A 22,368-nucleotide genomic window follows, 5' to 3' on the forward strand; every position below is an offset into this window, starting at 1 on the left:
TGGTCGGATATCGAAACAGGCCTTAAGGCAAGTGGAAAATCTTGCGCTAAATCGCTGTCCCCACTCCCCATTCCCTACTCCCTACTCCCGCTTCACTCAAGCAAGGCATTGACCGCTTCGAGATCCTGAATTTCGATGATGCCGGCGGCCTGCTTGAGGCGCAGACCGTTGAGGACGAAGGCGTGGCGTGCTTGCGAGTAGCTACTTTGTGCCGACAGCAATTGCTGCTGGCTGATCAGCACGTCGACGATGGTGCGCGTACCGACTTCATAACCGGCCTGGGTTGCGTCGAGTGAACTCTGAGCCGAGACGACGGCCTGGCGGGTGGCTTCGACCTGGCTGACACCGGCAATCACGGCACGGTAACTGTTGCGCGTGCTGCGCTCGATCAGGCGCTTCTGCAGCTCGTACTGATCCTGGGCGGCATCGCGTGTGTAGATCGACTGGCGGACCCGCGATTGGGTGAAGCCGCCGGAGAAAATCGGCACGTTGAGGGTCAGCCCGACCGTGGTCGACCAACTTTCACTGTTGGTGTGAAAGGCGTCGTTGAAGCTTGATGCGCTGTTATCGGACCAACGCGGATTCTTTGAGTAGATTATCCGACCATTGATTGTCGGCAGATGGCCTGAACGTGCGGTCTGGATGTTGGCTTTGGCGGCATCAAGATCGTACGCATAGGAGCTCAAAACGGGACTCTGGGCGACGGCGACGTTGACCCAATCGTCCGGGCTTTCGGGATTCGGCTTGTTCAGCGGCAGATCGTCGCGCAGCTTCTTGAGTTCGCCAGGCTCCTTGTTGGTGAGCTGACGCAGGGCTTCCTTGTTGTCATCGAGCGTGTTTCGCGCGGTGATGACATTGGCCACCGAAGTGTCGTGCTGGGCCTTGGCATCGTTGACGTCGGTAATTGCGGAAAGGCCGACGTCGAAGCGCTGTTGGGCCTGTTCCATCTGGCGACCCAGGGCCTGTTCGTTGGCCTGGGCGAATTTGAGCGCATCCTCTGCCGTCAGTACGTCGAAATAGAAGGTAGCGACACGGATCAGCAGATCCTGCTGGGCGGCTTCGTAAGTGGCATCACCGGCCTTGGCTGAAGCCCGCGCCGACTTCAGCGCGGTCCATTTGCTCAAATCGAGAATGCTCTGGTCGAGTTGACCACTCAGCGTGCGACTGTAGTTATCCGACGATGTCGAGACGTTGACCAGGCTCTGGCTGCCATCGGGATTGGTGACGAACTGCGGACCACCACTGGTGCCGTGGCTCTTCGAATAGCTCAGCGACGCACCGATTTGTGGCAGCAAGGCGGAGCGTGCCTGATCGACGTTCTCGCTGATGGCTTGGCTGTTGGCCTCGGCACCGGCGAGTTGTGGATCGGAAGATCGCGCTTCGCTGTAGATCTGCATCAGGTCGTCAGCGTGCGCCATGCTGGCGCTTGCGCCGAGCACCAAAGCCAGCGCGATCGACAGGGAACGGGGAGCATTCATCGGTTCATCCTCGGGAGTTTGCAGTGCCCGATCCAGGCTTTCATCACAGCGTGAAGTGCGCGGGTGGCGAGGCGTGGGTCAGGTACGGGATATCGGTTTCAAACAGACTTTCAGTCTGCCAGTGGTTGTCATCAACGCGCGTGTGCAATAAGGCCTGCATCGCGGGTGACTCGCCGCAGATTGCGAACAGGCACCCACCAGGCTTTACCCAGCTCTTGACGCGCTCAGGCAACGCAAAAACCGCGCCAGTCAGCACGACGCAGTCAAAAGTCGACGATGGCTGGTACTCCATCAAGGCTTCAGCGACCTCGATCCGGACCCGGGAAAGGCCGGCTTGATCAAGGTTCGCGCGGGCATTCGAGGCCAGGTCGGCATGCTGCTCGATGCTGGTGACATCGCCTCCGAGCTCGGCCATGCAGGCGGCGAGAAAGCCGGAACCGGTTCCGATTTCGAGCACCCGTTGTCCGTTTTCGATCATGATCGCCTGCAAGATGCGGCCTTCGACAACAGGTTTCAGCATCACCTCGCCATGGCCAAGCGGCAGTTGCACGTCGACGAAGGCCATGTCGCGATAGCGTGGCGGCACGAAATCTTCGCGATGCAGGCGGGAAAGCACATCGAGCACGCGCGGATCGAGCACCTCCCAGGTGCGAATCTGGTTCTCGACCATGTTGCTGCGGGCCACCTCAAGATTCATTGACATCGGAAGTTCCAAAAACAGGAAAAAAGGGGCGAAAGCATAGAAGGTCTGTCGGCGGGCAGCAAATCATTGTAAACAGGTTGCGTCGAATCGGCGAAGGCGGCCCGTGTCAATCAGGCAGCAACCGTACCCCAGTGATGGAGAGTTGCCAGCGCAGATTGGATCTGGGCGGCCCTCGAACGCACACTCGAAGCCAGCCCGGGATCGACCGTCGCCAAGGCACCCAGACCATTGGATGCGGATACCGCGGAAATGGTTGCCAACTGCAGAGCGAGCCAATGATCCAGACGTCCGCGGTCGTCCACGGACAACCTGGACAGGCAGCCCCGTGCATTGCTGCGCAAAGCGGTGGCGGAAATCCGGCCGCATCGACCCGCCTCTTCAAGCAAGGCGGAGAATGCCTGCTGTGCCAAGCGCAGTCGCCACATATCGAGTGCACTTGGGTCATTCAATTTGATTGCTGAATCAGCCATTTTCGCCTCTCACCAGTTCGTCGGTACGGAATCGGTCAAGATGACCGGCGCCGAGCATGTCGGATTTCAGGTTTGTGATCTTTGCAATTCCGATACCAACCGTTCGGTCCGGAGTTCTCATGAAGTTGCGATGATCGCGCAGAACATTGGATTGACTGTGCAGATTCAAGGGAGAAACAGACTCCTGGTCAATTCATGAAGTTTCCGCGCGCGGTTCGGTTTCGCGATGGATACGGAACCATGCCGCATACAAGGCTGGCAGGAACATCAGGGTAAACGCGGTGGCCACGGTCAAGCCGCCCATGATGGCAACCGCCATGGGGCCGAAGAAGGCGCTGCGCGACAGCGGAATCATGGCGAGAATGGCGGCCGAGGCAGTCAGTACGATGGGCCGTGAGCGACGCACGGTCGCATCGACAATCGCATCCCAGGGGCGATGGCCCTCGCCAATATCGTGCTCGATCTGGTCGACCAGAATCACTGAATTGCGCATGATCATGCCGAACATCGCAATCGTGCCGAGCATGGCGACGAATCCGAAAGGGACCTGCAAGACGAGCAGAAAAAGAACCACGCCAATGAGGCCGAGTGGAGCCGTCAGGACAACCAGAAGCACGCGCTGAAAACTGCGCAACTGCAACATCAGCACACTGAGCACAACCAGCACGAACAGCGGGATGCCGGCATTCACTGAACCCTGCCCCTTGGCCGATTCCTCGACGGAGCCACCGGTGACCAGATGATAGCCTTGCGCCAGCTCGGAGCGAATCTTTCCAAGCTGCGGCTGAATTTGCGCATCGATGGTTGCCGGCTGCAGAGCACCTTCAATATCGGCGCGCACGGTTACCGTCGGCAAGCGGTCGCGACGCCAGATGATGCCTTCCTCGAAACCATATTCGAATGTGGCTATATGACCCAGCGGGATGCTTTTTCCGGAAGCAGTCGGAACGGAGAGGCTTTTGAGCAAGCTCATTTGCGCACGCTCATCGGCAGTGCCGCGGAGTAGCACGCCGATCAACTGGTCGCGTTCGCGATAAGTTGCGATCGGCGCGCCATTCAACGAGCTTTGCAGGAAATTTGCGACATCTTCGGAGCTGACGCCAAGCGCGCGCGCGCGATCCTGATCAATGGCCAGACGGATCACCTTGCTCGGCTCTTCCCAGTCCAGATTCACGTTGCGCGCATTCGGGTTCTCTCGAACTACCGCAGCGACTTTGCGCGCCAACTCGCGCACGGTGTCGATTTCGGCGCCGGAAACGCGATATTGCAGTGGATAGCCGACTGGCGGGCCGTTTTCGAGGCGGATGACGCGTGCGCGCAGCTCCGGGAAGCCATTCTCGAACAGCGTCAGCAACTCCTTGCGCAGTGATTCGCGCTCGTCATTGCCATGGGTAAGCAAGACAAACTGCGCGAAACTCGCTTGTGGCAACTGTTGGTCCAGCGGCAGATAGAAACGCGGCGTGCCTGAGCCGACATAGCTGACATAGTTTTCCAACTCGGGCCGTTTGGCCAGCCAGGCTTCGAGCTTCTTTACCTGGGTCTCGGTTGCGGTCAGCGATGAGCCTTCGCCGAGTTTGAAATCAACCAGCAACTCCGGTCGAGTCGACTCGGGGAAGAATTGCTGCTGGACGAAACCAAAACCGAAAATAGCCAGAATAAAGAGGACAACCGTACCACCGATGACGATGAAACGATGCTCGACGCAGCTTTCGACGAAGCGCCGGAAACGTTGGTAGAACGGTGTGCCATACGGATCGTGACTGGCCTGGTCCGGCCTGTCGGAGATGCCGCCGAACCAGCTTGGCAAGGGCTGACGCAGACGCTGCAGACGCGATGCCAATGCCCCGCGAGCCCGCGTATCGGCCGGGGATTTCGGGTCTGGCAAGAACTTGTAGCCGAGATAGGGAATGAAAACGACCGCTGCGATCCAGGACAGAACCAGAGCGATCGTGACCACTTCAAAAATCGCCCGCGTGTATTCGCCGGTGCCGGATCTGGCTGTCGCAATGGGCAGGAAGCCGGCCGCCGTCACCAGCGTGCCGGTCAGCATCGGAAACGCGGTCGAGGTATAGGCAAAGGCCGCCGCACTCATGCGATCCATGCCTTGCTCCATCTTGATCGCCATCATTTCCACGGCAATGATGGCGTCATCGACGAGCAGGCCCAGACCGAGAACCAGTGCGCCGAGCGAAATCTTGTGCAGACCGATACCGAAGAAATGCATCGCGCCAAAGGTCATGGCCAGCACCAGCGGAATCGAGATCGCGACAACGAATCCGCTGCGTAATCCCAGTGAAAAGAAGCTGACCAGCAGGACGATCAGGACCGCTTCGGCCAGGGTGCGCACAAATTCGCCGACTGAACGACGCACTGCGGCGGGCTGGTCGGCAACTTTGTGCAAATCGAGACCGACCGGCAAGGTCTTGCCGATCTGTGCGGTCGCCGCTTCCAGATCGTGGCCGAGGGCGATGATGTCACCGCCACTGCGCATCGAAAGCGCGATGCCGATGGCCGGTTTGCCTTCAAAGCGCATGCGCGGTTGCGGCGGGTCGACGAAGCCACGCTTGACCGTGGCGATGTCGCCGAGCCGAAACAAGCGGCCATTGCTGCCGCGGATACTGAGCTCGCGAATCGCCTCGACCGAATCCAGAGCGCCGGTTGTGCGCAGGTAAATTCGGTCCGTGGCCGTCTCGAAACTGCCGGCGGGTGCAATGGCGTTCTGCGTCGCCAAGGTATGTTGCAGCTCGGCAAAGCTGACGCCGAGGGTGGCCAGCTTGGCATTCGAGGCTTCAACGTAGATCTTCGGGTCCTGGCGACCGATCAGCTCGATCTTGGCGACGTCAGGGACGCGCAACAGCTCAAGCTTGATGCGTTCGGCATAGTCGCGCAGGTCGCCATCATCGAATCCGTCGCCGGTCAGTGCATAAATGTTGCCGAAGGTGTCGCCAAACTCGTCGTTGAAAAACGGGCCGCGAATATCGGTGGGCAGGGCGTAGCGGATATCAGCCACCTTCTTGCGCACCTGATACCAGACATCGGGGACGCGGGCGGGATCGATGGAATCCTTGACCACGAAAAATATCTGCGATTCACCGGGCCGCGAGTAACTGCGCAGATAATCGAGATCGGGAATTTCCTGAAGTTTCTTCTCGATCGTCTCGGTAACCTTCTCGGAAATTTCCAACGCTGTAGCGCCCGGCCACTGGGTCTGCACAACCATGGCCTTGAAGGTGAACGGCGGGTCCTCGGCCTGACCTAGCCCGCGGTATGACCAGATGCCGATGATCCCGAACAGGATGATCGAGTACAGGACCAGAGACTGGTTGCGCAGCGCCCACGAGGAGAGATTGAATGAAGCCATCGATCAGAAAACCCCTGGTCTGGACTGGCTGAGGCGAGTTATCCCTGTGCCGTCAGACCGTGTGAAGGTCCTCCTCACTGTGCCGCCGGCGGGGAGGGGGGAGAATCTCCGGCAGCACAGGAAGAGGGTTTGAACATCAAAACGAAACGCGGCGGTTCTGTGCATCGATCGGACTGACGACTTCGCCTTCGCGCAAACGATGCACGCCGGCGGTGACGATCCAGGTCTGGACGACAAGTCCCTCACTGATGAATGCAACAGTTTCGTCAAACTTGTCGACCACGACCGGTGTCAAATGGACCTTTCGGGTTGCCGTATCGAATTGCCACAGCGCCGCCTTTCCTTCCTTCTCGTAGACCGCACTGAGTGGAACGATGAATCGCCCTTGTGCATTGTTCGATGCAAAAAAATAGACGCGTGCGCTCTGTCCCAGTCGCGGTTTCGACGATTCATCGTCGAACGCGACCCGAACTCGGAAGGTCCGTGTGGTTGCATCCGCAGCCGGTGCAATTTCACGGACCCGGCCCGAACTCCTGTTGCCGCTGTCAGTCCACAGTTCGACCTGAGCCTCCGAGCCAATGCGCATTCCGGATATGGCTTGCTCGGGAACGTTGATTTCGACTTCGCTGGCGCCATCATGAGCCAGATTGAGCACCGTTTGACCGGTGCCGACCACCTGTCCCGCTTCAGCCAGGACCGTCGTGATCACGCCATCGGCATCGGCACGCAAATCCGCGTAGCCGGTCTGATTTGTTGCCGCATTCAGAGCCGCCTGCGCTTCAGTGACATGTGCGCGCGCCGCTTCCAGAGCATTGGCCTTGGCTTCCAGATTGATCTGGCTGACGAAATTTTGTGCGTGTAGCGTCTGGTAGCGCTGGTGCTCGGACTCCGCCAGGCGAAACGCGGCTTGCGCCGACGCCAGTGTCGCGCGGGCACTCGAACTGGCCAATTCGAGATCGCGAGGATCCAGCTCGGCCAGCACTTGACCCTTGTCGACGTGATTTCCGACATCCACAAGACGCGCCTTGATCTTGCCGCCGACCCGAAAGCCCAGAGCACTTTCATAGCGTGCGCGCACTTCACCCGGGTAGACCGAGACGCCCTTGTCGTTGGCTGTTTCGACCTGGGCAACCCGGGCCACGCGCGGCGCCTCGGCTACTTCCGGCTTTGCCCCGCAACTCGCCAGCAAGGCAATCAGGGTTGCGCCGAGAATCGGCCGACAGACGGGGAGTGGGAGCATCGATAGAGTCACAAGGTGGGAGACAGTTGGTGTACTGCGTGGTATAGTAATGAATCAGAACTCACGAGTCCAGTAATTTCTCCATGAATGCAGCGATAGTAAAACCCTGTGGACCCGGTCGACCGAAAGATCTCGGCAAGCGTGCGGCGATCCTGGAGGCGGCCAAGTGCCTGTTCCCCGAACACGGTTTTGATGGCACCAGCATGGATGCCATTGCCGCACAGGCAGGTGTCTCCAAGCTCACCGTCTATAGTCATTTCACTGACAAGGAGACGCTTTTTACTGAGGCCGTGCGGGAAAAATGCAGCGAGCAGATGCCGAACACCTTGTTCGACGTTGATACGCGTGGCTCATTGCGTGATCAGTTGCTGGCCATTGCCAAGGCGTTCTTTGCGCTTGCGACCAGCGAAGAATCGATTGCCTTGCACCGATTGCTGACGGCGCGTGCGGGCGAGTCGACAAAGCTCGCGCAGAGATTCTGGGAGGCCGGGCCGCAAACCTTGCAGAACGAGTTTGCCGGCTTTCTGCAACGTGAAGTCGATGCAGGTCAGCTCGAAGTCAACGACATCAAGCGCGCGTCTTCGCAGTTCTTCTGTCTGCTGAAAGGAGAGCTGCATGCACGCCAATTGTGTGGCTGTGTCGAGGCCACGGCGTCGCAGGACGAGATCGAACAGCACCTGCAGGCCAGTGTCGACATGTTCATGCGTGCTTACGCGCCGGGCAACGCTGCGCCACGCTGATTGCGTCTGGCAGGCTGTTGAATTTCTGCGCGAGTCGGCGTTAAAAATGTCTGTTTACCGTATATAAGCCCGGCTTTTTCGGCCCGTTTCGCTTTGTCTCGCACTCGCCAGAGCGAAGTTCAACAGCCTGCCAGGACTCAGTCCTCGTTGTTGCCGATCCAGGATTCGATGGCACTGAGGTCAGCATCGGATATGTCGATAAAGTGGAAGCCAGCCCAGAACTGTCCGGGCACATTGGCCGGCTCCGACCACATCTGCTGAACGCCGACGTTGATCGCATGCGCCTTGTTGTGATCATCGTCCAACTCGAAGCCAAGTTGAAACAAGGCGTCGCTCGCGATTTCTGATTCGCAGACCATGAGCATGCCATCGGAAGAGAGATTTCCGATCCGACCCAGAACCTCGCCGGTCATCATGTTGTTGACCGGCGTGTTGGTGAAAGGGGTTTTGCGCAGTGAGCGTCGATATTCGTTCATGAAGGTAACCCTCAGGCCGATGCCGGTAAGGGGCTCTGCCCGGAAAAATGTTTCAGCTTGTCCTTGATCGCGTTCCACGCCCGATCAACGAAGCTTTCAGTTTCGTCCTTGTGCAATCGAACCTGGCCGGAAACAAGATCCCGCGCCAACTGCTCGATCGACCGTTCATCAGAGCGAGCACCGCGTTGGTTGACGAACAGGCAGCGACCGGTGACGGTTGAGAACCATGCAAGCTTGCGTCGAACGGTACTGCCTTGCTGATTGGTGACGAAATCGAACCAGGTGCCAAACGGGAACGTGCGAATTCGTTGCACCATTTCCTTCTCGGCAGCGGTCAGGGCTTTCGCCTTCGGCGCGCTCGCTTTCTCGTCGGCTACCTGTTTTGCCGATAGCGCATCGCCGCCGAGACGTGTCTTGCTCTTCAACGCGTGCGTAATTTCGGTATGACTGGTCTTTTTCTCAAGCGAAGCGGGATCAAACAGCTTGCCGAGGACGCCGTCGATTTCATCGTTGTGAAGTCCGACCTGCTGAAGGCCGTTGCGGACCTCTTCGCGGATCTTGTCGTCGACCCTGGCAATGTCCGCACCGGACCCGATCTGCATCAGCTGATCGGCAACCGCCAGGCAGCGTCGGTAGGCCTGACTGTCCTCGCCTTGGCGCAACAAGGTCAGGGCGAGCACGTCAGTCCACGCCTGTTCGAGCACGGCGCGCACCATCGGTGCAGGTTTGCCGCGCTTCAGCAATCGCGCAATCGCGGTGTTTGCCTGTTCGCGGGAAAGGTCGAGCCGCTCACGGCCCTTGGCTGCATCGATGTGCCGTCGCTCGGTAATTTCAGCGCGCCGGGTAACCTGGGACATGTAGCGTCCGAAGTCATCCAGTAGCGATTCCATCAAGCCGATGTCACCGTTGAATTCGTTGGTCACGCGGTCGACCATCGAGTTCATCGTGTCGACCATGCCGCTGTCGGTTTCCTCGTCGCTCATCCACTTCGCACTGGCTTCGGCGACGTTGTTGAGCAACTGCCGTGCCGGATGATTGCGTTGAGTGAAAAAATGCTTGTCGCTGATGGCGCTGCGCAGCACTGGAACCTGCAGTTTTGCAATCAGGTCGCGACTACCTCGATGTGAACCGAGATTTGCGCCGATGTAATCAAACAGCATGCCGATCAGATCGATCGTGTCGGAATCTTCCTCGGCCAGGACCGGCGCTTTGCCATCTGGACTCTTGGCCTTGAGCTCGTTGAGCAAATCCTGCTTGATGTGGCCGATATTGCGCGGAACAGTCTTGCCGTCCTGCTGCATGCCCTGATTTGGCACTGACTGCAGCGCACCTAGCGCATCCTGCAGATCGTCTCGGCTGGCTGCCCCGCCTGGCGGCGTCGATGCCAGTGGCGTACCGAGGCTGCGTCGGCGTTCGGCGAGCAGGCCGCGCAGCGAGGTGAACAGCTGGGAGTCACCACCTCCCTCGCCGACGGATCCTTTTCCGTCGCTACTTCCACCCCCTGTTCCCACGCCTGAATGACTGCTGCTGCGAGAGCCTGCGGGAGCCTGGTTGGAAATTGCGCCTGAACCTTGATACCCGCTTGAGCGCGCACCGGGCTGAGCTGGAGACGGCATGCGTGGTGGGGTCGAACCGGGCAACGCCCCATTGCCAGCGCGGCCAGGTGCCGCTTGCGCACCACCGTATGAACCTGCTGCCAATCCACCAACGTTCGCAGCGGGCGCGCCGCCCTGGTTGGCGGGCTCGACTTGTTCAGGTTCTTCCTTCGCCGGAGTGTCTTTGGTCGGGCTGGCATCTGCCTTCCTTTCCGCAACCGGCTTGTGCGAGCTGCTTTGATGCTGGTGGACTTGCAGGGTTGGCAAAACGCCTTGCTCGGCAAGATAGCGATTCAGGGTGTCGTAGTAGGGGCCGATCTGAGCGATGACGATACTGTCAAAATCATGGAATACGCTGATCCGATCCTCTTGATCGAGGTCGATTTCGCTCAACGCGTATTGCAGCGCCCTTGCCAGGGCATGTGGGCCGAGGGGCAAATCCTCGGGCTCGAACGCTGAGCGGCCGGCGATGACGCCGAGACGATGACCGAGCAGGTACAAGGCCGTCGAGTGGCGGATTTCGGCCTTGTTGCCGATATCCTGGGTGGCCAGGGATATTTCCAGATCCCTTGAGTCGACCAGCTCAAGCTTCATCGGACTGCGGTCGCGCCGCTGCGTGGACTCGTTCTTTTCAGAGGTCTCGTCGACCAGAGCAAGGCTCGACTCCAGATGAACCAGGAATCGAGGAACGATATCGGCCTTGCAGCGCTTGAGTTCCCTGATGGCTTCCATCAGACGCGCCTGTTGCACATTGTTGCGAGCGCTGTCGGCCTGTTTGAACAGGCGCTTTTCAACTTCCTCAAAAAGTTGGCCAAGCGCCGCCTCGAAATACGCCGTGCGTTCCTGCAAGCCTTCAAGCAGGAAACGCACGCGTCGCGGCAGAGTCCGCTCTGCCAGACGAGTCAGGCGATTCTTGTTCTCGGTTTTGTCACCCGTTTGATTCTCTTGTTGGTCCACTGCATCACCCTGCCCGCAATCCATCTGCATTCTTGCACGTTGGCGATGGCGGCAACAGATGGGGCGGGCGAATGCTGATGAGTGGCTCGCGGGTTACTACCTGGTCGTCCAGATCACTTCCAGAAAACCCGAGCGACCCGGCGTGTTGTAGCCGCGGGCAAGCTCGTAATCCCTGTCGGTCAGATTTTCAATCCGGGCTCGCAGCGCCCACTGCGGGGTCAGAGTCCAGCCGGCGCGCAGATTGACAAGGGTATAGCCAGGCAGTTTGATCCCGCCGACATCGTTGCGGCTGCCAGAATCAATCAGCTCGGCACCAATGCGCAGCGACTCTCCGAAAGAACGCTCAACGGTAGCTGTAAACTTCTGTCTCGGACGCCGAAGCAGATCGGATCCGGTGTCTTCGTTGCGTGGCCTGAGCCAGGTATAGGACGCCGAGACCTGCCACACGCCGAGTGATTTTTCATAGCCCAGCTCGGCACCTTTGATCCGTGCACGCGCGATATTCTCGGCCTGGAAATCCGTGCCGGTGAAACTGATCAGATTGTGAATTCGAGTCGAGTAGAGACTGGCCTTGAAGCGTTGACTGGAATCAGGTGCAAGTTCGATTCCGATTTCGCTGCTGCTCGATTCTTCCGGCTTGAGATCGGGGTTGCCCGCGTAAAGTCCACCAAACCCAGGTGAGTATTGCTCGTTGAGGGTAGGGCCGCGAAAGCCTTCGCCGTAACTTGCATAGGCGCGCAGCGAATCATTGAATCGCCAGCCGGCGGCGACCGATCCGGTGGTCTCGTTGCCAAAGTTGCTATTGTCGTCGTTGCGCACTGACACGGCGCTGTTGAACGAACGGATGTTGACCTGCCAGCCTGCATAGACGCCGGTGTTTCTTCGGCTTTCGCGATACACGCTTGTGTTGCCGAAAGTCTCGCGATTGTCGCCGCGCTCATCGATCGCATCAATGCCGAGGACGAGCAGTTGTTGTTCAGAGAGGGAGATCTCGTTTTGCCAACCCAGGGTTGAGCGGCGCGATTTGTAGGCACTGAAGAATGCCGGTGTTGCATAGTCCTCACTGCTGTGGCCGACGTTGAGGCGGTGTTGCCATGCCGGCGTGACCGCTCCGTCCAGTGTGACGCTGATCATTTGCTGGGTGAAATTCGACGATCCGCCGGCAAATTCGGCCGTCCCCTGGCTGCGCACGAGGATGCCTTGCAGCGTTTGATCGCCCCAGCGCTGGTCGGCGCGCGCGGAAAGATGCCGATTACGCAAACCGTGATCCTTGTCCTCGTAGCCAAATCCATTTTCGTTCTGGCTTGGAAAGCCGTCTTCATCACGAGCGCCAATCTGCACGCTGTAGCCACCACTATCGCTGCGATGGCCGATGCCGATATCGGCATTGGCATCGCCGTAGCTGCCGTAGCCCAGCGCAACTCTCGCGCCGTCGAGCTTGCGCGTGAAGATCTGGATGACACCGCCGATCGCGTCCGAACCCCAGTAGCTTGCACGTGGGCCACGAACAATTTCGATGCGTTCGATGGTCGCCAGGGGCAGGGTTTCCCAGGTGAACGCGCCGGTGCCGAGTGCCGAGACGCGCACGCCATCGATCAATACAAGTACATGGTTGTTGTTGGTGCCACGCAGAAAGACCGATGTCTGTCCGCCGGGACCCCCGGTGCGGGTGATATCGACACCGGCCTCAAGCCGCAGCAGGTCGCTGATGTCACGCGTGGCGCTGGCTTCGATGTCCTGGCGGGTGATGATGCTGACGTCAGCCAGGGTCTCGTCGACGGTCTGCGCAACACGCGTGGCAGTGACCACGATCTCAGGCTGCAGTTTCGCCTCGTCGGCGAATGCGAAGCCGCTGAATGCGGCAAGTATGCTGAAAGACAAAAGGGAATAACGACACATGATGGAAACCTCCGAACGCTCACCCGCGAAAACCAGGTGCAGCGACGGATCAACAAGCGCGCGTGGACGAGAGCCACGAATGCCCGTCCGTTGCCCGCCGCAACGCCTGGAACGATTGACGTCGATGACGTCAGCCAATGGCCGGTCTCCGGGCTTGCAAGCGATGCGAGGCATCAGCCTGATCACCTTCCCGTGCAAAGCACAGTGGTCAATCGATCAGGTTTGGCTTGTTTACCGTTGCGGGGGCAGCGCCGGAATTGTTGACGAGTGCGATCAGAAACGATCACAAGAACAACGCACCGGCTTCCCGTTTCACCTGAGCGAAACGATCAGGCACCTTTGGCGGCGCGCAGTGTACCTGAAAGCGGGGAGTGGGGAGTGGGGGGTGATTCTGAGGCTTCCTTCTCCCCGCAGGAGAAGGTACCAGCCGGTCGGATGATCAAGCCAACAACACCGCTTGCCTTTCCCACTCCCCACTCCCCATTTCCCACTCCCAGCTTCTATCGCGCCAGATAACGCATTGCATCGGCCAGTCCATGCGGGGTCAGCGGATACATCTTGTCTTCGACCAGTTCGCGGACGAAATCGGTTGATGCCGTGTAGTGCCAGCGATTCATAGGCGTCGGATTGATCCAAGCGACCTTGCGAAAGCGTTCCTTGAGGCGCTGGAACCAGACCGAGCCGGGCTCTTCATTCCAGTACTCGACGCTGCCGCCAGCGTGGGTGATCTCGTACGGGCCCATTGCCGCATCGCCGACGAAAATGACCTTGTGATCGGGGTTGTAGCGGCGCAGCAGCTCGCTGGTCGAGGTCGCTTCGCTGCTGCGGCGCAGGTTGTCGCGCCAGACGTGGTCGTAGATGAAATTGTGGAAGTAGAAGTGCTCAAACCGCTTGAACTCGGATTTGGCCGCGCCAAACAGCGATTCACACGCATAGACGTGCTCGTCCATCGAGCCGCCGACATCGAGGAACAGCAGCACCTTGACCGCATTGTGGCGTTCCGGGCGCAGGCGGATATCGAGCATGCCGCCTTCGCGCGCAGTGGCCGCGATGGTGCCATCGAGATCCAGTTCCTCGGCCGCCCCTTCGCGGGCGAACCGACGCAGGCGACGCAGGGCGATCTTCAGATTGCGCGGCCCGAGTTCGGCATCGGCATCGAGATTGCGGTAGATGCGCTGGTCCCAGACCTTGGCCGCCATGCGCCCGCCGCCCTGCGAGCCGACGCGGATGCCGCCGGGATGAAAACCTCCCGCGCCGAACGGACTGGTGCCGCCGGTGCCGATCCAGCGATTGCCGCCGGAATGGCGTTCTTTCTGTTCTTCGAGGCGCTTGCGGAATTCTTCCATGAGTTTGTCGAGGCCACCGAGTGATTCGATCTTGGCCTTTTCCTCGTCGCTGAGCAGACGTTGCATGCTCTGGCGCAGCCAGTCGTCCGGAATCGCCGTGAGTTGTTCAGGCCCGATCGATTCAATGCCAGCCAGATACTGGCCAAAGACGCGATCGAAGCGATCGAAGTGGCGTTCGTCCTTGACCAGGATCGTGCGCGCCAGGGCATGCAGGGCCTCGGCATCGGCGAAGGCGAAGTCAGCCTCCAGCGCGGCCATGAAATCGAGCCACTCGCGCAGGCTTACCGGCACACGGGCCGAGCGCAGCGCTTCGAACAACCCGATCAGCATCAGCCGCGACTCTGGCGCCGGTGCATGAAGGCCAGGCGCTCGAGCAGCTGCACGTCCTGCTCATTCTTGATCAGTGCGCCATACAGCGGCGGTATGGCCTTGGCCGGGTCCCTCTCGCGCAGCGCGGAAAGCGGGATCTGATCGGCCAGCAGCAATTTGAGCCAGTCGATCAGTTCGGAAGTCGACGGCTTCTTCTTCAGGCCCGGCACCTCGCGCAGTTCGAAGAACATTTCCAGCGCGCGCGAAACCAGATCCTCGGCGATGTTCGGGAAATGCACGGCGACGATGCTTTCCAGCGTGGCCCGATCCGGGAACGCGATGTAGTGGAAGAAGCAGCGGCGCAGAAACGCGTCGGGCAGTTCCTTCTCGTTGTTCGAGGTGATGACGATGATCGGGCGCTGGCGCGCGCGCACGGTCTCGCCGGTCTCATAGACATGGAATTCCATGCGGTCGAGTTCGAGCAGCAGATCATTCGGAAACTCGATGTCGGCCTTGTCGATTTCGTCGATCAGCAGCACCGCACGCTGCCCGGAATCGAAAGCCTCCCACATCTTGCCGCGCTTGATGTAGTTGCCGACATCCTGCACGCGCGGATCGCCGAGCTGCGAATCGCGCAGGCGACTGACCGCATCGTATTCGTAGAGCCCTTGCTGGGCCTTGGTCGTCGACTTCACGTGCCAGGTGAACAACGGCGCCTCGATCGCACGCGCAACCTCCTCGGCGAGCAGGGTCTTGCCGGTGCCGGGTTCGCCCTTGATCAGCAGGGGCCGCTCAAGCGTGATTGCCGCATTCACGGCGAGCTTGAGGTCATCGGTGGCGACGTAACGGTCGGTGCCGGAAAAATTCATGAATCAGGTATCCATTTGCCAAAATTGGGGGAGGATAGAGAATCGTTTTCGAATCTCGAATCTCGAATTTCTATTCCCGATCCGTGCTGGTATGCACATCAGTCAACTCGCCCGCGTCATCCACGCGAATCCGCACTTCAATCGGTCGACAGCAGATCGCACAATCCTCGACGTAGGCTTGCGAGCCTGCCGAAGTATCCGCCGACGTCTCGAAGCTTTCGCCGCAATACGGGCAGTGAAGCGTGATCGCATCAAGCATGGCGTTGTTCGGGCTCGTCGAGAAACAGGGCGATGACATCGTTGAGGAAGCGCTGGCCGGTTTCGGTCGTGAGCAGGATTTCGCTATCCTCGTCGATCCAGCCCTTGCCGCGCGCTGCATCCAGAATCGGGGCAATCGCCTCGATTCCAAGCCCGGTGCGCTCTGAAAACTCCTTCATGGGTGTGCCGTCGACGAGGCGCAGCGCATTCATCATGTACTCGAACGGCAGGTCGATCGACGCCAGCGCCACATCGCTGGCGATCCCGCGTGGCTGCCCTGCGTGTTCGAGATAGGCGCGTGGCGTGCGCTGCTTGGCGCGACGTTTGATGATCCCGCTCGCCGCATCGCTGAGCTTGCCGTGCGCACCGGCGCCGATGCCAAGGTAGTCGCCAAACTGCCAGTAGTTGAGGTTGTGTTGCGAGCGTCGTCCGGCTTGTGCATAAGCCGAAATTTCATACTGTGCGTAACCGGCGTCAGCCAGCATCTGCTGGCAATGCTCCTGCATGTCCCAGGCAGCATTACTGTCTGGAAGCACGGGCGGGCGCGAAGCAAACACCGTGTTCGGCTCGATGGTGAGCTGATAGTGGGAAATATGCGTCGGCGCCAGTGCAATCGCCTGTTCGATGTCGCTCGCGGCAGCGGCCAGATCCTGTCCCGGCAATGCATACATCAAGTCGATATTGAAGTTGTCGAAGCCGGCATCACGCGCCTCGCCGACCACTCTTGCCGCATCGCTGGCCGAGTGGATGCGCCCGAGCCGGCGCAGCTTGTCGTCATCGAAACTCTGCACGCCAAAGCTGATGCGATTGACCCCGGCGGCGAGATAGCCATCGAAACGACCGTGCTCGACCGTGCCCGGATTGGTTTCGAGGGTGATCTCGATATTGCGATCGAATGACACGCGTTCGCCAACGCCATCCAGAATCCGCCCGATCGACGCTGGCGAAAAAAGGCTCGGTGTACCGCCGCCGAAAAAGATGCTGTGTAGATCTCGTCCGCCAACGGCATCACCAAAATCGCCCAGATCCCGATCCAGATCCGCCAGCAAGGCAGCGACATAGGCATCCTGCGGAATGCCGCCAACCTGCGCATGCGAGTTGAAATCGCAGTACGGACACTTCTTCACGCACCACGGGATATGGATGTACAGCGACAGGGGAGGGGCAATCAGCATCCGCGCATTGTAGTCGCCTGTCGGTCAACACCCGACATTGCAATCGAATTTGGGTGCTTTGGTGCTCAAAAATCGGGACGGAGGCACCTTCAGAGGAACGTAAAATGGTGCACAGACAATCAATGGGATTCAAACGGAAAATGCCTCCGTCCCCTTTTTGAAAGGACTTTCGAGTCGCAGGACATGAGATCGGTTGCAGGTAGCTTGTGCGCGCTTTCCGCCTTCAGGATTCGCATCGGAAATCGTCGCGGCTGAAGGCACTCCTGCATCTGTTTTGCCTGGCTGGGCAGGTCGCCCGCTTGGGGGATTGTGATGGCTCAATTGCCTTCCGGACGACACATCGCCATTCAGGCGACGGCGCTGTTTGAATTGATTGATGCGTCATGCATGCCCGATACGGTCATCACGCGCCTGTTGCGGATCGAACGGGAGGTTGATCTCTTCCCGTATATCGAGGTCATGTTTTTCCGCGAAGCCGCTGATGCGGCACTTCCAGAGATCGCCCCGGGAGGTCAGTCCGTTCCGGCTGGAATCGAGCCGTATGAAAGCGGCTATTCGTTGGCGACGATTGGCGCGGCGATCGCTGACTGGCCGCCAGCAGATCAGCGCGCCTTCGCCGAATATCTTGATTCCGGGCGCGTGCGCAATCACTTGTCTGCCCTTTTGGACAAAGTTGCCGAGGTCAAGTACCGACTCGGTCGCGAGGGAGATTTCGTGCTGCGTTTCCAGGCCTTGATTTGGGAGCGCGGTTGCCATCCTGTTCAGAATGATGATCGGGAAGATCCGATGTATGCATGGCTTCAGGTCAATGACACGAATGCTGACGGAGATGCACCTTGAAGGTTGTCTATTGCGAGCAGATGGTCGTCGACGCGCAATCGTTTTCGCCGAGTGCGCGCAAGCCACGTGAAGTGATGGCGTCGTGGCGTCGCCGGTTTCCGCTGCTGGACATGGTCGAGCCGCAACCAGCGAGCGTCGACGAGCTCTGTCTCGCTCACGATCCGGATTATGTGCGCGGCGTGCTCTCGTTGAGACTGGCCAATGGCTTCGGCAATCATCTGGCCGAGGTCGCGCAAAGCCTGCCATGGACCAGCGGCGCCATGCTCGGTGCGGCCAGGCTGGCCTTGAATGAGGGCTGCGCAGTCGCGCCGGTGTCGGGCTTCCATCATGCCGGCTACGAGCAGGGCGGTGGATTCTGCACGTTCAACGGCTTGATCGTGACCGCCCGGGTTCTGCGAGGCGAGGGTCGGGTCCGCCGCGTCGGTATCCTCGATTTCGATCAGCACTACGGCAATGGCACCACCGACATCATCCGCGAACTCGGCCTGTACTGGATCGAGCACTACTCGGCGGCGGCGGACTGGGACCGGCCATCACAAGCAGAGGAATTCCTTGGCGAAATCCCGAAGATCATGATGCAATTTGAACGTTGCGACCTGCTCCTCTACCAGGCTGGCGCCGATCCGCATGTCAATGATCCGCTGGGCGGCTGGTTGACCACGGCACAACTGCGTGAGCGCGACCGCCTGGTATTTGCGAGCTGCAAGAAGTTGGGCTTGCCCGTCGCTTGGAATCTGGCCGGCGGCTACCAGACCAATCTGCGCAAGGTGCTCGATATCCACGACAACACGATGCTGGAATGTTTGACCGCGTTTGCCGAGGGCGTTGATGAAATCGACTGAAAGCGGAGTTCAGATTCCTTTCGCAAGCAATTCGCGCAATCGGCTCAAGGCCTGGCCGCGATGGCTGATGCGGTTTTTCACGCTGGCATCGAGTTCGGCGGCGCTGCATTCGTGGGTCGGGTCAAAGAAGATCGGGTCGTAACCGAAGCCGCCGCTGCCGCGCGGGGCATCGAGGATGCGTCCTGGCCAGCGACCTTCGGCGATCAGCGGTGCCGGATCATCAGCATGACGCAGCAGCACGATGACGCAGAAGAAATGCGCGCTGCGGCGGGCGTCGGGGACATCGTTCAAGGCTTCAAGCAGCCGGGCGATATTCGCCGCGCTGTTGCCGTGCTCGCCGGCATAGCGTGCGGACAACAGGCCGGGGGCGCCGTCGAGCGCATCAACGCAGATGCCGGAGTCATCGCCAAGCGCGGGCAGACCGCTCATGCGAGCGGCGTGGCGCGCCTTGAGAATCGCGTTTTCGACAAAGGTCGCGCCGGTTTCCTCGGCATCGCTGACGCCGAGTTCGCCTTGCGCGACCAGCTCGATCGACAGGTCGGCCAGTACCTCGCGGATTTCGACGAGCTTGCCGGCGTTGCCGCTGGCGAGGACCAGCTTCATGCGGACAGGGCTTGGCGCTGCAGTTCGCAGAGTTCGGCGACACCCTTGTTGGCAAGGACGAGCAGGGCATCGAGTTCTTCGCGGCGGAAGGCGTGACCTTCGGCGGTGCCCTGGATCTCGATGAAGCCGCCACCGTCGTTCATGACCACGTTCATGTCGGTGTCGCAGTTGGAGTCTTCGGCGTAGTCGAGGTCAAGCACCGGCACCCCGTTGAAGATGCCGACCGAGATCGCCGCGATGGCGCCAACAACCGGATCGCGCTTGATCGCGCCGCGCTTCCTGAGACCGTTGATGGCATCGACCATGGCGACGTAGGCCCCGGTGATCGCCGCCGTGCGCGTGCCGCCATCGGCTTGCAAGACATCGCAATCGAGGGTGATCGTGCGTTCGCCGAGGGCGGCGCGATCGACGCAGGCGCGCAGGCTGCGGCCGATCAGACGCTGGATTTCCATGGTGCGGCCGCCCTGGCCGCCGCGTGCGGCCTCGCGCTGCATGCGATCGTGGGTCGAGCGCGGCAGCATGCCGTATTCGGCCGTCAGCCAGCCTTCGCCCTTGCCGCGCAGGAAGCCGGGTACCTTTTCCTCGACACTGGCCGTGCACAGCACGCGGGTGTCGCCGAAGGAAATCAAGACCGAGCCTTCGGCGTGTTTGGTGAAGCCTCGTTGAATCGAAATGGGGCGCAATTGATCGGGCGCGCGGCCACTGGGGCGCTGCAGGGACATGGGAAACTGCTTTGGCAATCTGGCCGCGCAGTTTACCATTGCCGGCCTTGTCTCCGATGGACCGACAGCATGATCCGCAGCATGACGGCCTTCGCCAGCGCAGAAAGCGAGACCGCGCACGGCAACCTGAGTATCGAGTTGCGCTCGGTCAATCATCGCTACCTCGAACTCAGCCCGCGCCTGCCCGACGACTTGCGCAGCTTCGAGACGCCGTTGCGCGAGACGCTGACCGCGCGCCTTTCGCGTGGCAAGGTCGATGTCACCATGCGCCTCAAGGCCGCGGCGACGCGCTCGACCGCGCTTGATATCGATGATGACTTGCTCAATCGCCTGGCAGCCAAGGCTCAGGATCTGTCCAGTCGCTTTCCCGCCCTGAACGTTGATTTCACCAATCTACTCAACTGGCCGGGCGTGCTTTGCGAGCAATCGGCCGACACTGAAGGTTTGCAGGCGGCTGCCACGAATCTGCTCGATCAGGCGTTGATCGAGTTCATCGCCACACGCGAGCGTGAAGGCGAGCGGCTCGCAGTCTTCTTGCGCGATCGTCTGGATGGCATCGAGGCGATCGTCGCCAGCGTGCGCGAACACCTGCCTGAAGTCCGCACGGCGGCTCGTGCGCGTCTCGATCAGCGTCTGGCCGAGATCAAGCAACCGGCCGATCCGGGCCGTATCGAGCAAGAGATCGTCCTGCAATTGCAACGCATGGACGTGGATGAGGAACTTGATCGCCTGGCCTCGCATATTGCCGAGGCGCGGCGCATTCTTGGCACCAATGAGGCCATTGGTCGTCGTCTTGATTTCCTCATGCAGGAGTTCAATCGCGAAGCCAATACGCTGGGGTCGAAAGCGGCTGATCCGCGCACGACCAAGGCCGCCGTCGAGCTCAAGGTCTTGATCGAGCAGATGCGCGAGCAAGTGCAGAATCTGGAGTAGTTGTGTCGGGCACTCTCTATATCATCGCAGCACCTTCCGGGGCGGGGAAAACCAGCCTGGTTCGCGCCCTGCTTGAGCGCGAGCCGGAGATTTCACTGTCGGTTTCATATACGTCGCGAATGCCACGCAGCAACGAAGTTGATGGCCAGCACTATCATTTCGTTTCACGCGAAGTTTTCGAGCACATGGCCAAGGCCGGCGCATTTTTCGAGTACGCCAACGTCCATGGCGACTACAAGGGAACGGCTCGCGAAGCGGTTGAACCCTTGCTTGAATCCGGTCGCGACATTCTGCTGGAGATCGATTGGCAAGGCGCGCAACAGGTTCGCCAGCAATGGCCGGATTCGCTGAGCATCTTCATCTTGCCGCCCTCACGGGCCGAGCTGGAACGCCGCCTGCGCCACCGTGCCTCGGACAGTGCCGAGCAGATCGCCCGGCGTCTGGTTGATTCACGGGTCGAAATTGCTCGTGCGGCTGAATTTGACTACATCGTCATCAACGATGATTTCGCCACGGCGATCGACGATTTGCGCGCCATTTTCGCAGCGCGCAGATTGCGTCGTGATGCCCAGTTGGTCCGCCATGCAAGTTTGCTGGACAATCTGCTGAAGTCGGTCTGAGCCATTGCAAATCTTTCCGTCTCCAGGCATCTCCGACTTGCGCGATTCCGCTGGCATGGGCCAAGGTTGTCGATTGCAAAGCCGGGCGCAAACCTTGAGCTCGGTGATTCTTGAACGGGTGGCCCACCTCACGTGAACAAAGAAAACCGTTCCATTCATGCGGATTCCGGCAAAGCGGACACCGATGCCTACGTGCAGATCCGTGGTCTGCGTACCGTGCTCGGCGGCAACGCCATCTTTGATGGCATCGACCTCGACATACCGCGCGGCAAGATCACCGCAATCATGGGGCCAAGCGGAACCGGCAAGACGACCCTGTTGCGGCATATCACCGGACAGCTCGACGCCGATGCCGGGGAAATCCGTGTCGACGGGCACAACGTTCCCGACCTGTCGCGCAATCAGTTGTTCGACCTGCGCGAGAAGATCGGATACTTGTTCCAGAATTCTGCGCTGCTGACCGATTTCAGCGTATTCGAGAATGTCGCGTTCCCGCTTCGCCAGCACCTGCACCTGCCCGAGGAGCTCGTGCGCAATATCGTGTTGACGCGCCTGCAAGCCGTCGGCCTGCGCGGCGCGGCGGAGCTGATGCCGGCCGAACTTTCCGGCGGTATGGCCCGGCGTGTGGCACTGGCCCGCGCGATCATTCGTGACCCCGGCTTGATGATTTATGACGAGCCGTTTGTCGGTCTCGATCCGATCGCCTTGAATCAGGTGCTCAAACTGATTCGCACGCTGAACGACACGTTAGGCATCACCAGCATTCTGGTCGCGCATGAATTTGCTGCAGTCAGGCGCGCAGCGGATCACGTCTATCTGATTGCCGGCGGCAAGGTCGCCGCGCAAGGACACCCGGATGAGCTCGCCGAACGCGATTCCCCGTGGACGCGGCAATTCTTCGGTGGCGAGGCCGATGGCCCGGTGCCGTTCCA

Annotated in this window: 20 protein-coding genes and 1 riboswitch; of the genes, 7 read left to right on the plus strand and 13 right to left on the minus strand. The window is 59.9% G+C overall.

Annotated elements, in window-relative coordinates; all coding sequences use genetic code 11:
• Positions 1–92: 92 nt before the first annotated feature.
• Together VFN25_RS15455 and VFN25_RS15460 are read right to left on the minus strand one after the other, a co-directional pair.
• Positions 93–1,478, minus strand: a complete 1,386-nt coding sequence (locus VFN25_RS15455) for a TolC family outer membrane protein (protein ID WP_325143493.1) — start codon at positions 1,476–1,478, stop codon at positions 93–95.
• 43 nt (positions 1,479–1,521) lie between these two features.
• On the minus strand, positions 1,522–2,181 hold the full coding sequence (locus VFN25_RS15460; RefSeq protein WP_325143495.1) for a protein-L-isoaspartate O-methyltransferase: 660 nt from the start codon (positions 2,179–2,181) through the stop codon (positions 1,522–1,524).
• A 330-nt stretch (positions 2,182–2,511) separates the two neighbouring features.
• On the opposite strand from VFN25_RS15460, the gene VFN25_RS15465 reads away from it, so the two are divergent.
• Positions 2,512–2,850 carry a hypothetical protein gene (locus tag VFN25_RS15465; RefSeq protein ID WP_325143497.1) on the plus strand — a complete coding sequence of 113 codons (339 nt, stop codon included), beginning with the start codon at positions 2,512–2,514 and terminating at the stop codon, positions 2,848–2,850.
• Here VFN25_RS15465 and VFN25_RS15470 read toward each other — a convergent pair.
• Entirely contained in the window at positions 2,845–6,012 is a 3,168-nt protein-coding gene (locus VFN25_RS15470; RefSeq protein WP_325143499.1) for an efflux RND transporter permease subunit, read from the minus strand. The genes VFN25_RS15465 and VFN25_RS15470 overlap by 6 nt on opposite strands.
• Before the next feature lie 136 nt (positions 6,013–6,148).
• Positions 6,149–7,252, minus strand: coding sequence for an efflux RND transporter periplasmic adaptor subunit (locus tag VFN25_RS15475; protein ID WP_325143501.1), 1,104 nt, complete (start codon positions 7,250–7,252; stop codon positions 6,149–6,151).
• An 83-nt stretch (positions 7,253–7,335) separates the two neighbouring features.
• Between VFN25_RS15475 and VFN25_RS15480 the strand changes: the two genes are divergently transcribed.
• The gene (locus VFN25_RS15480; protein ID WP_325143503.1) at positions 7,336–7,992 is read left to right on the plus strand and encodes a TetR/AcrR family transcriptional regulator; all 657 of its coding nucleotides are present in this window, start codon (positions 7,336–7,338) and stop codon (positions 7,990–7,992) included.
• A gap of 137 nt (positions 7,993–8,129) precedes the next feature.
• Here the strand turns inward: VFN25_RS15480 and VFN25_RS15485 are convergent, their stop codons facing one another.
• From VFN25_RS15485 to hemW, 7 genes are all read right to left on the minus strand, one after another.
• The gene (locus tag VFN25_RS15485) at positions 8,130–8,468 is read right to left on the minus strand and encodes a PilZ domain-containing protein (RefSeq protein WP_325143504.1); all 339 of its coding nucleotides are present in this window, start codon (positions 8,466–8,468) and stop codon (positions 8,130–8,132) included.
• A gap of 11 nt (positions 8,469–8,479) precedes the next feature.
• On the minus strand, positions 8,480–11,020 hold the full coding sequence (locus VFN25_RS15490; protein WP_325143506.1) for a DUF1631 domain-containing protein: 2,541 nt from the start codon (positions 11,018–11,020) through the stop codon (positions 8,480–8,482).
• A gap of 96 nt (positions 11,021–11,116) precedes the next feature.
• Positions 11,117–12,919, minus strand: a complete 1,803-nt coding sequence (locus tag VFN25_RS15495; protein WP_325143508.1) for a TonB-dependent receptor domain-containing protein — start codon at positions 12,917–12,919, stop codon at positions 11,117–11,119.
• A 122-nt stretch (positions 12,920–13,041) separates the two neighbouring features.
• A riboswitch (cobalamin riboswitch) is annotated at positions 13,042–13,275 on the minus strand.
• A 144-nt stretch (positions 13,276–13,419) separates the two neighbouring features.
• Positions 13,420–14,595: a vWA domain-containing protein gene (locus tag VFN25_RS15500; protein ID WP_325143510.1), complete on the minus strand. Its 1,176-nt coding sequence runs from the start codon at positions 14,593–14,595 to the stop codon at positions 13,420–13,422.
• Positions 14,595–15,443, minus strand: coding sequence for a MoxR family ATPase (locus VFN25_RS15505; RefSeq protein WP_325143511.1), 849 nt, complete (start codon positions 15,441–15,443; stop codon positions 14,595–14,597). Before VFN25_RS15505 ends, VFN25_RS15500 begins: the two co-directional genes overlap by 1 nt.
• Before the next feature lie 70 nt (positions 15,444–15,513).
• Positions 15,514–15,702, minus strand: coding sequence for a CPXCG motif-containing cysteine-rich protein (locus tag VFN25_RS15510; RefSeq protein ID WP_325143512.1), 189 nt, complete (start codon positions 15,700–15,702; stop codon positions 15,514–15,516).
• Positions 15,695–16,876, minus strand: a complete 1,182-nt coding sequence (gene hemW / locus VFN25_RS15515) for a radical SAM family heme chaperone HemW (protein ID WP_325143514.1) — start codon at positions 16,874–16,876, stop codon at positions 15,695–15,697. Before hemW ends, VFN25_RS15510 begins: the two co-directional genes overlap by 8 nt.
• Positions 16,877–17,188: 312 nt before the next feature.
• Between hemW and VFN25_RS15520 the strand changes: the two genes are divergently transcribed.
• Positions 17,189–17,716 (plus strand): hypothetical protein, encoded by a 528-nt coding sequence (locus VFN25_RS15520; protein WP_325143516.1) that lies wholly within the window; start codon positions 17,189–17,191, stop codon positions 17,714–17,716.
• Positions 17,713–18,558: a hypothetical protein gene (locus VFN25_RS15525; protein ID WP_325143518.1), complete on the plus strand. Its 846-nt coding sequence runs from the start codon at positions 17,713–17,715 to the stop codon at positions 18,556–18,558. Before VFN25_RS15520 ends, VFN25_RS15525 begins: the two co-directional genes overlap by 4 nt.
• Before the next feature lie 9 nt (positions 18,559–18,567).
• Here the strand turns inward: VFN25_RS15525 and rdgB are convergent, their stop codons facing one another.
• Together rdgB and rph are read right to left on the minus strand one after the other, a co-directional pair.
• Complete coding sequence (rdgB, locus tag VFN25_RS15530; protein ID WP_325143520.1) at positions 18,568–19,161, minus strand: RdgB/HAM1 family non-canonical purine NTP pyrophosphatase; 594 nt, start codon at positions 19,159–19,161, stop codon at positions 18,568–18,570.
• The gene (gene rph / locus VFN25_RS15535; protein ID WP_325143522.1) at positions 19,158–19,883 is read right to left on the minus strand and encodes a ribonuclease PH; all 726 of its coding nucleotides are present in this window, start codon (positions 19,881–19,883) and stop codon (positions 19,158–19,160) included. Before rph ends, rdgB begins: the two co-directional genes overlap by 4 nt.
• Before the next feature lie 69 nt (positions 19,884–19,952).
• Between rph and VFN25_RS15540 the strand changes: the two genes are divergently transcribed.
• The 3 genes from VFN25_RS15540 to VFN25_RS15550 form a co-directional block, all read left to right on the plus strand.
• Positions 19,953–20,816 carry a YicC/YloC family endoribonuclease gene (locus VFN25_RS15540; RefSeq protein ID WP_325143524.1) on the plus strand — a complete coding sequence of 288 codons (864 nt, stop codon included), beginning with the start codon at positions 19,953–19,955 and terminating at the stop codon, positions 20,814–20,816.
• Positions 20,817–20,818: 2 nt separating this feature from the next.
• Complete coding sequence (gene gmk / locus VFN25_RS15545; RefSeq protein WP_325143526.1) at positions 20,819–21,436, plus strand: guanylate kinase; 618 nt, start codon at positions 20,819–20,821, stop codon at positions 21,434–21,436.
• Between the two features lie 132 nt (positions 21,437–21,568).
• The coding region (locus VFN25_RS15550; protein ID WP_325143528.1) for an ABC transporter ATP-binding protein at positions 21,569–22,368 on the plus strand (800 nt) is incomplete at its 3' end.

The organism is Dokdonella sp. (assembly GCF_035703485.1).
Taxonomy (GTDB): Bacteria; Pseudomonadota; Gammaproteobacteria; order Xanthomonadales; family Rhodanobacteraceae; genus Dokdonella.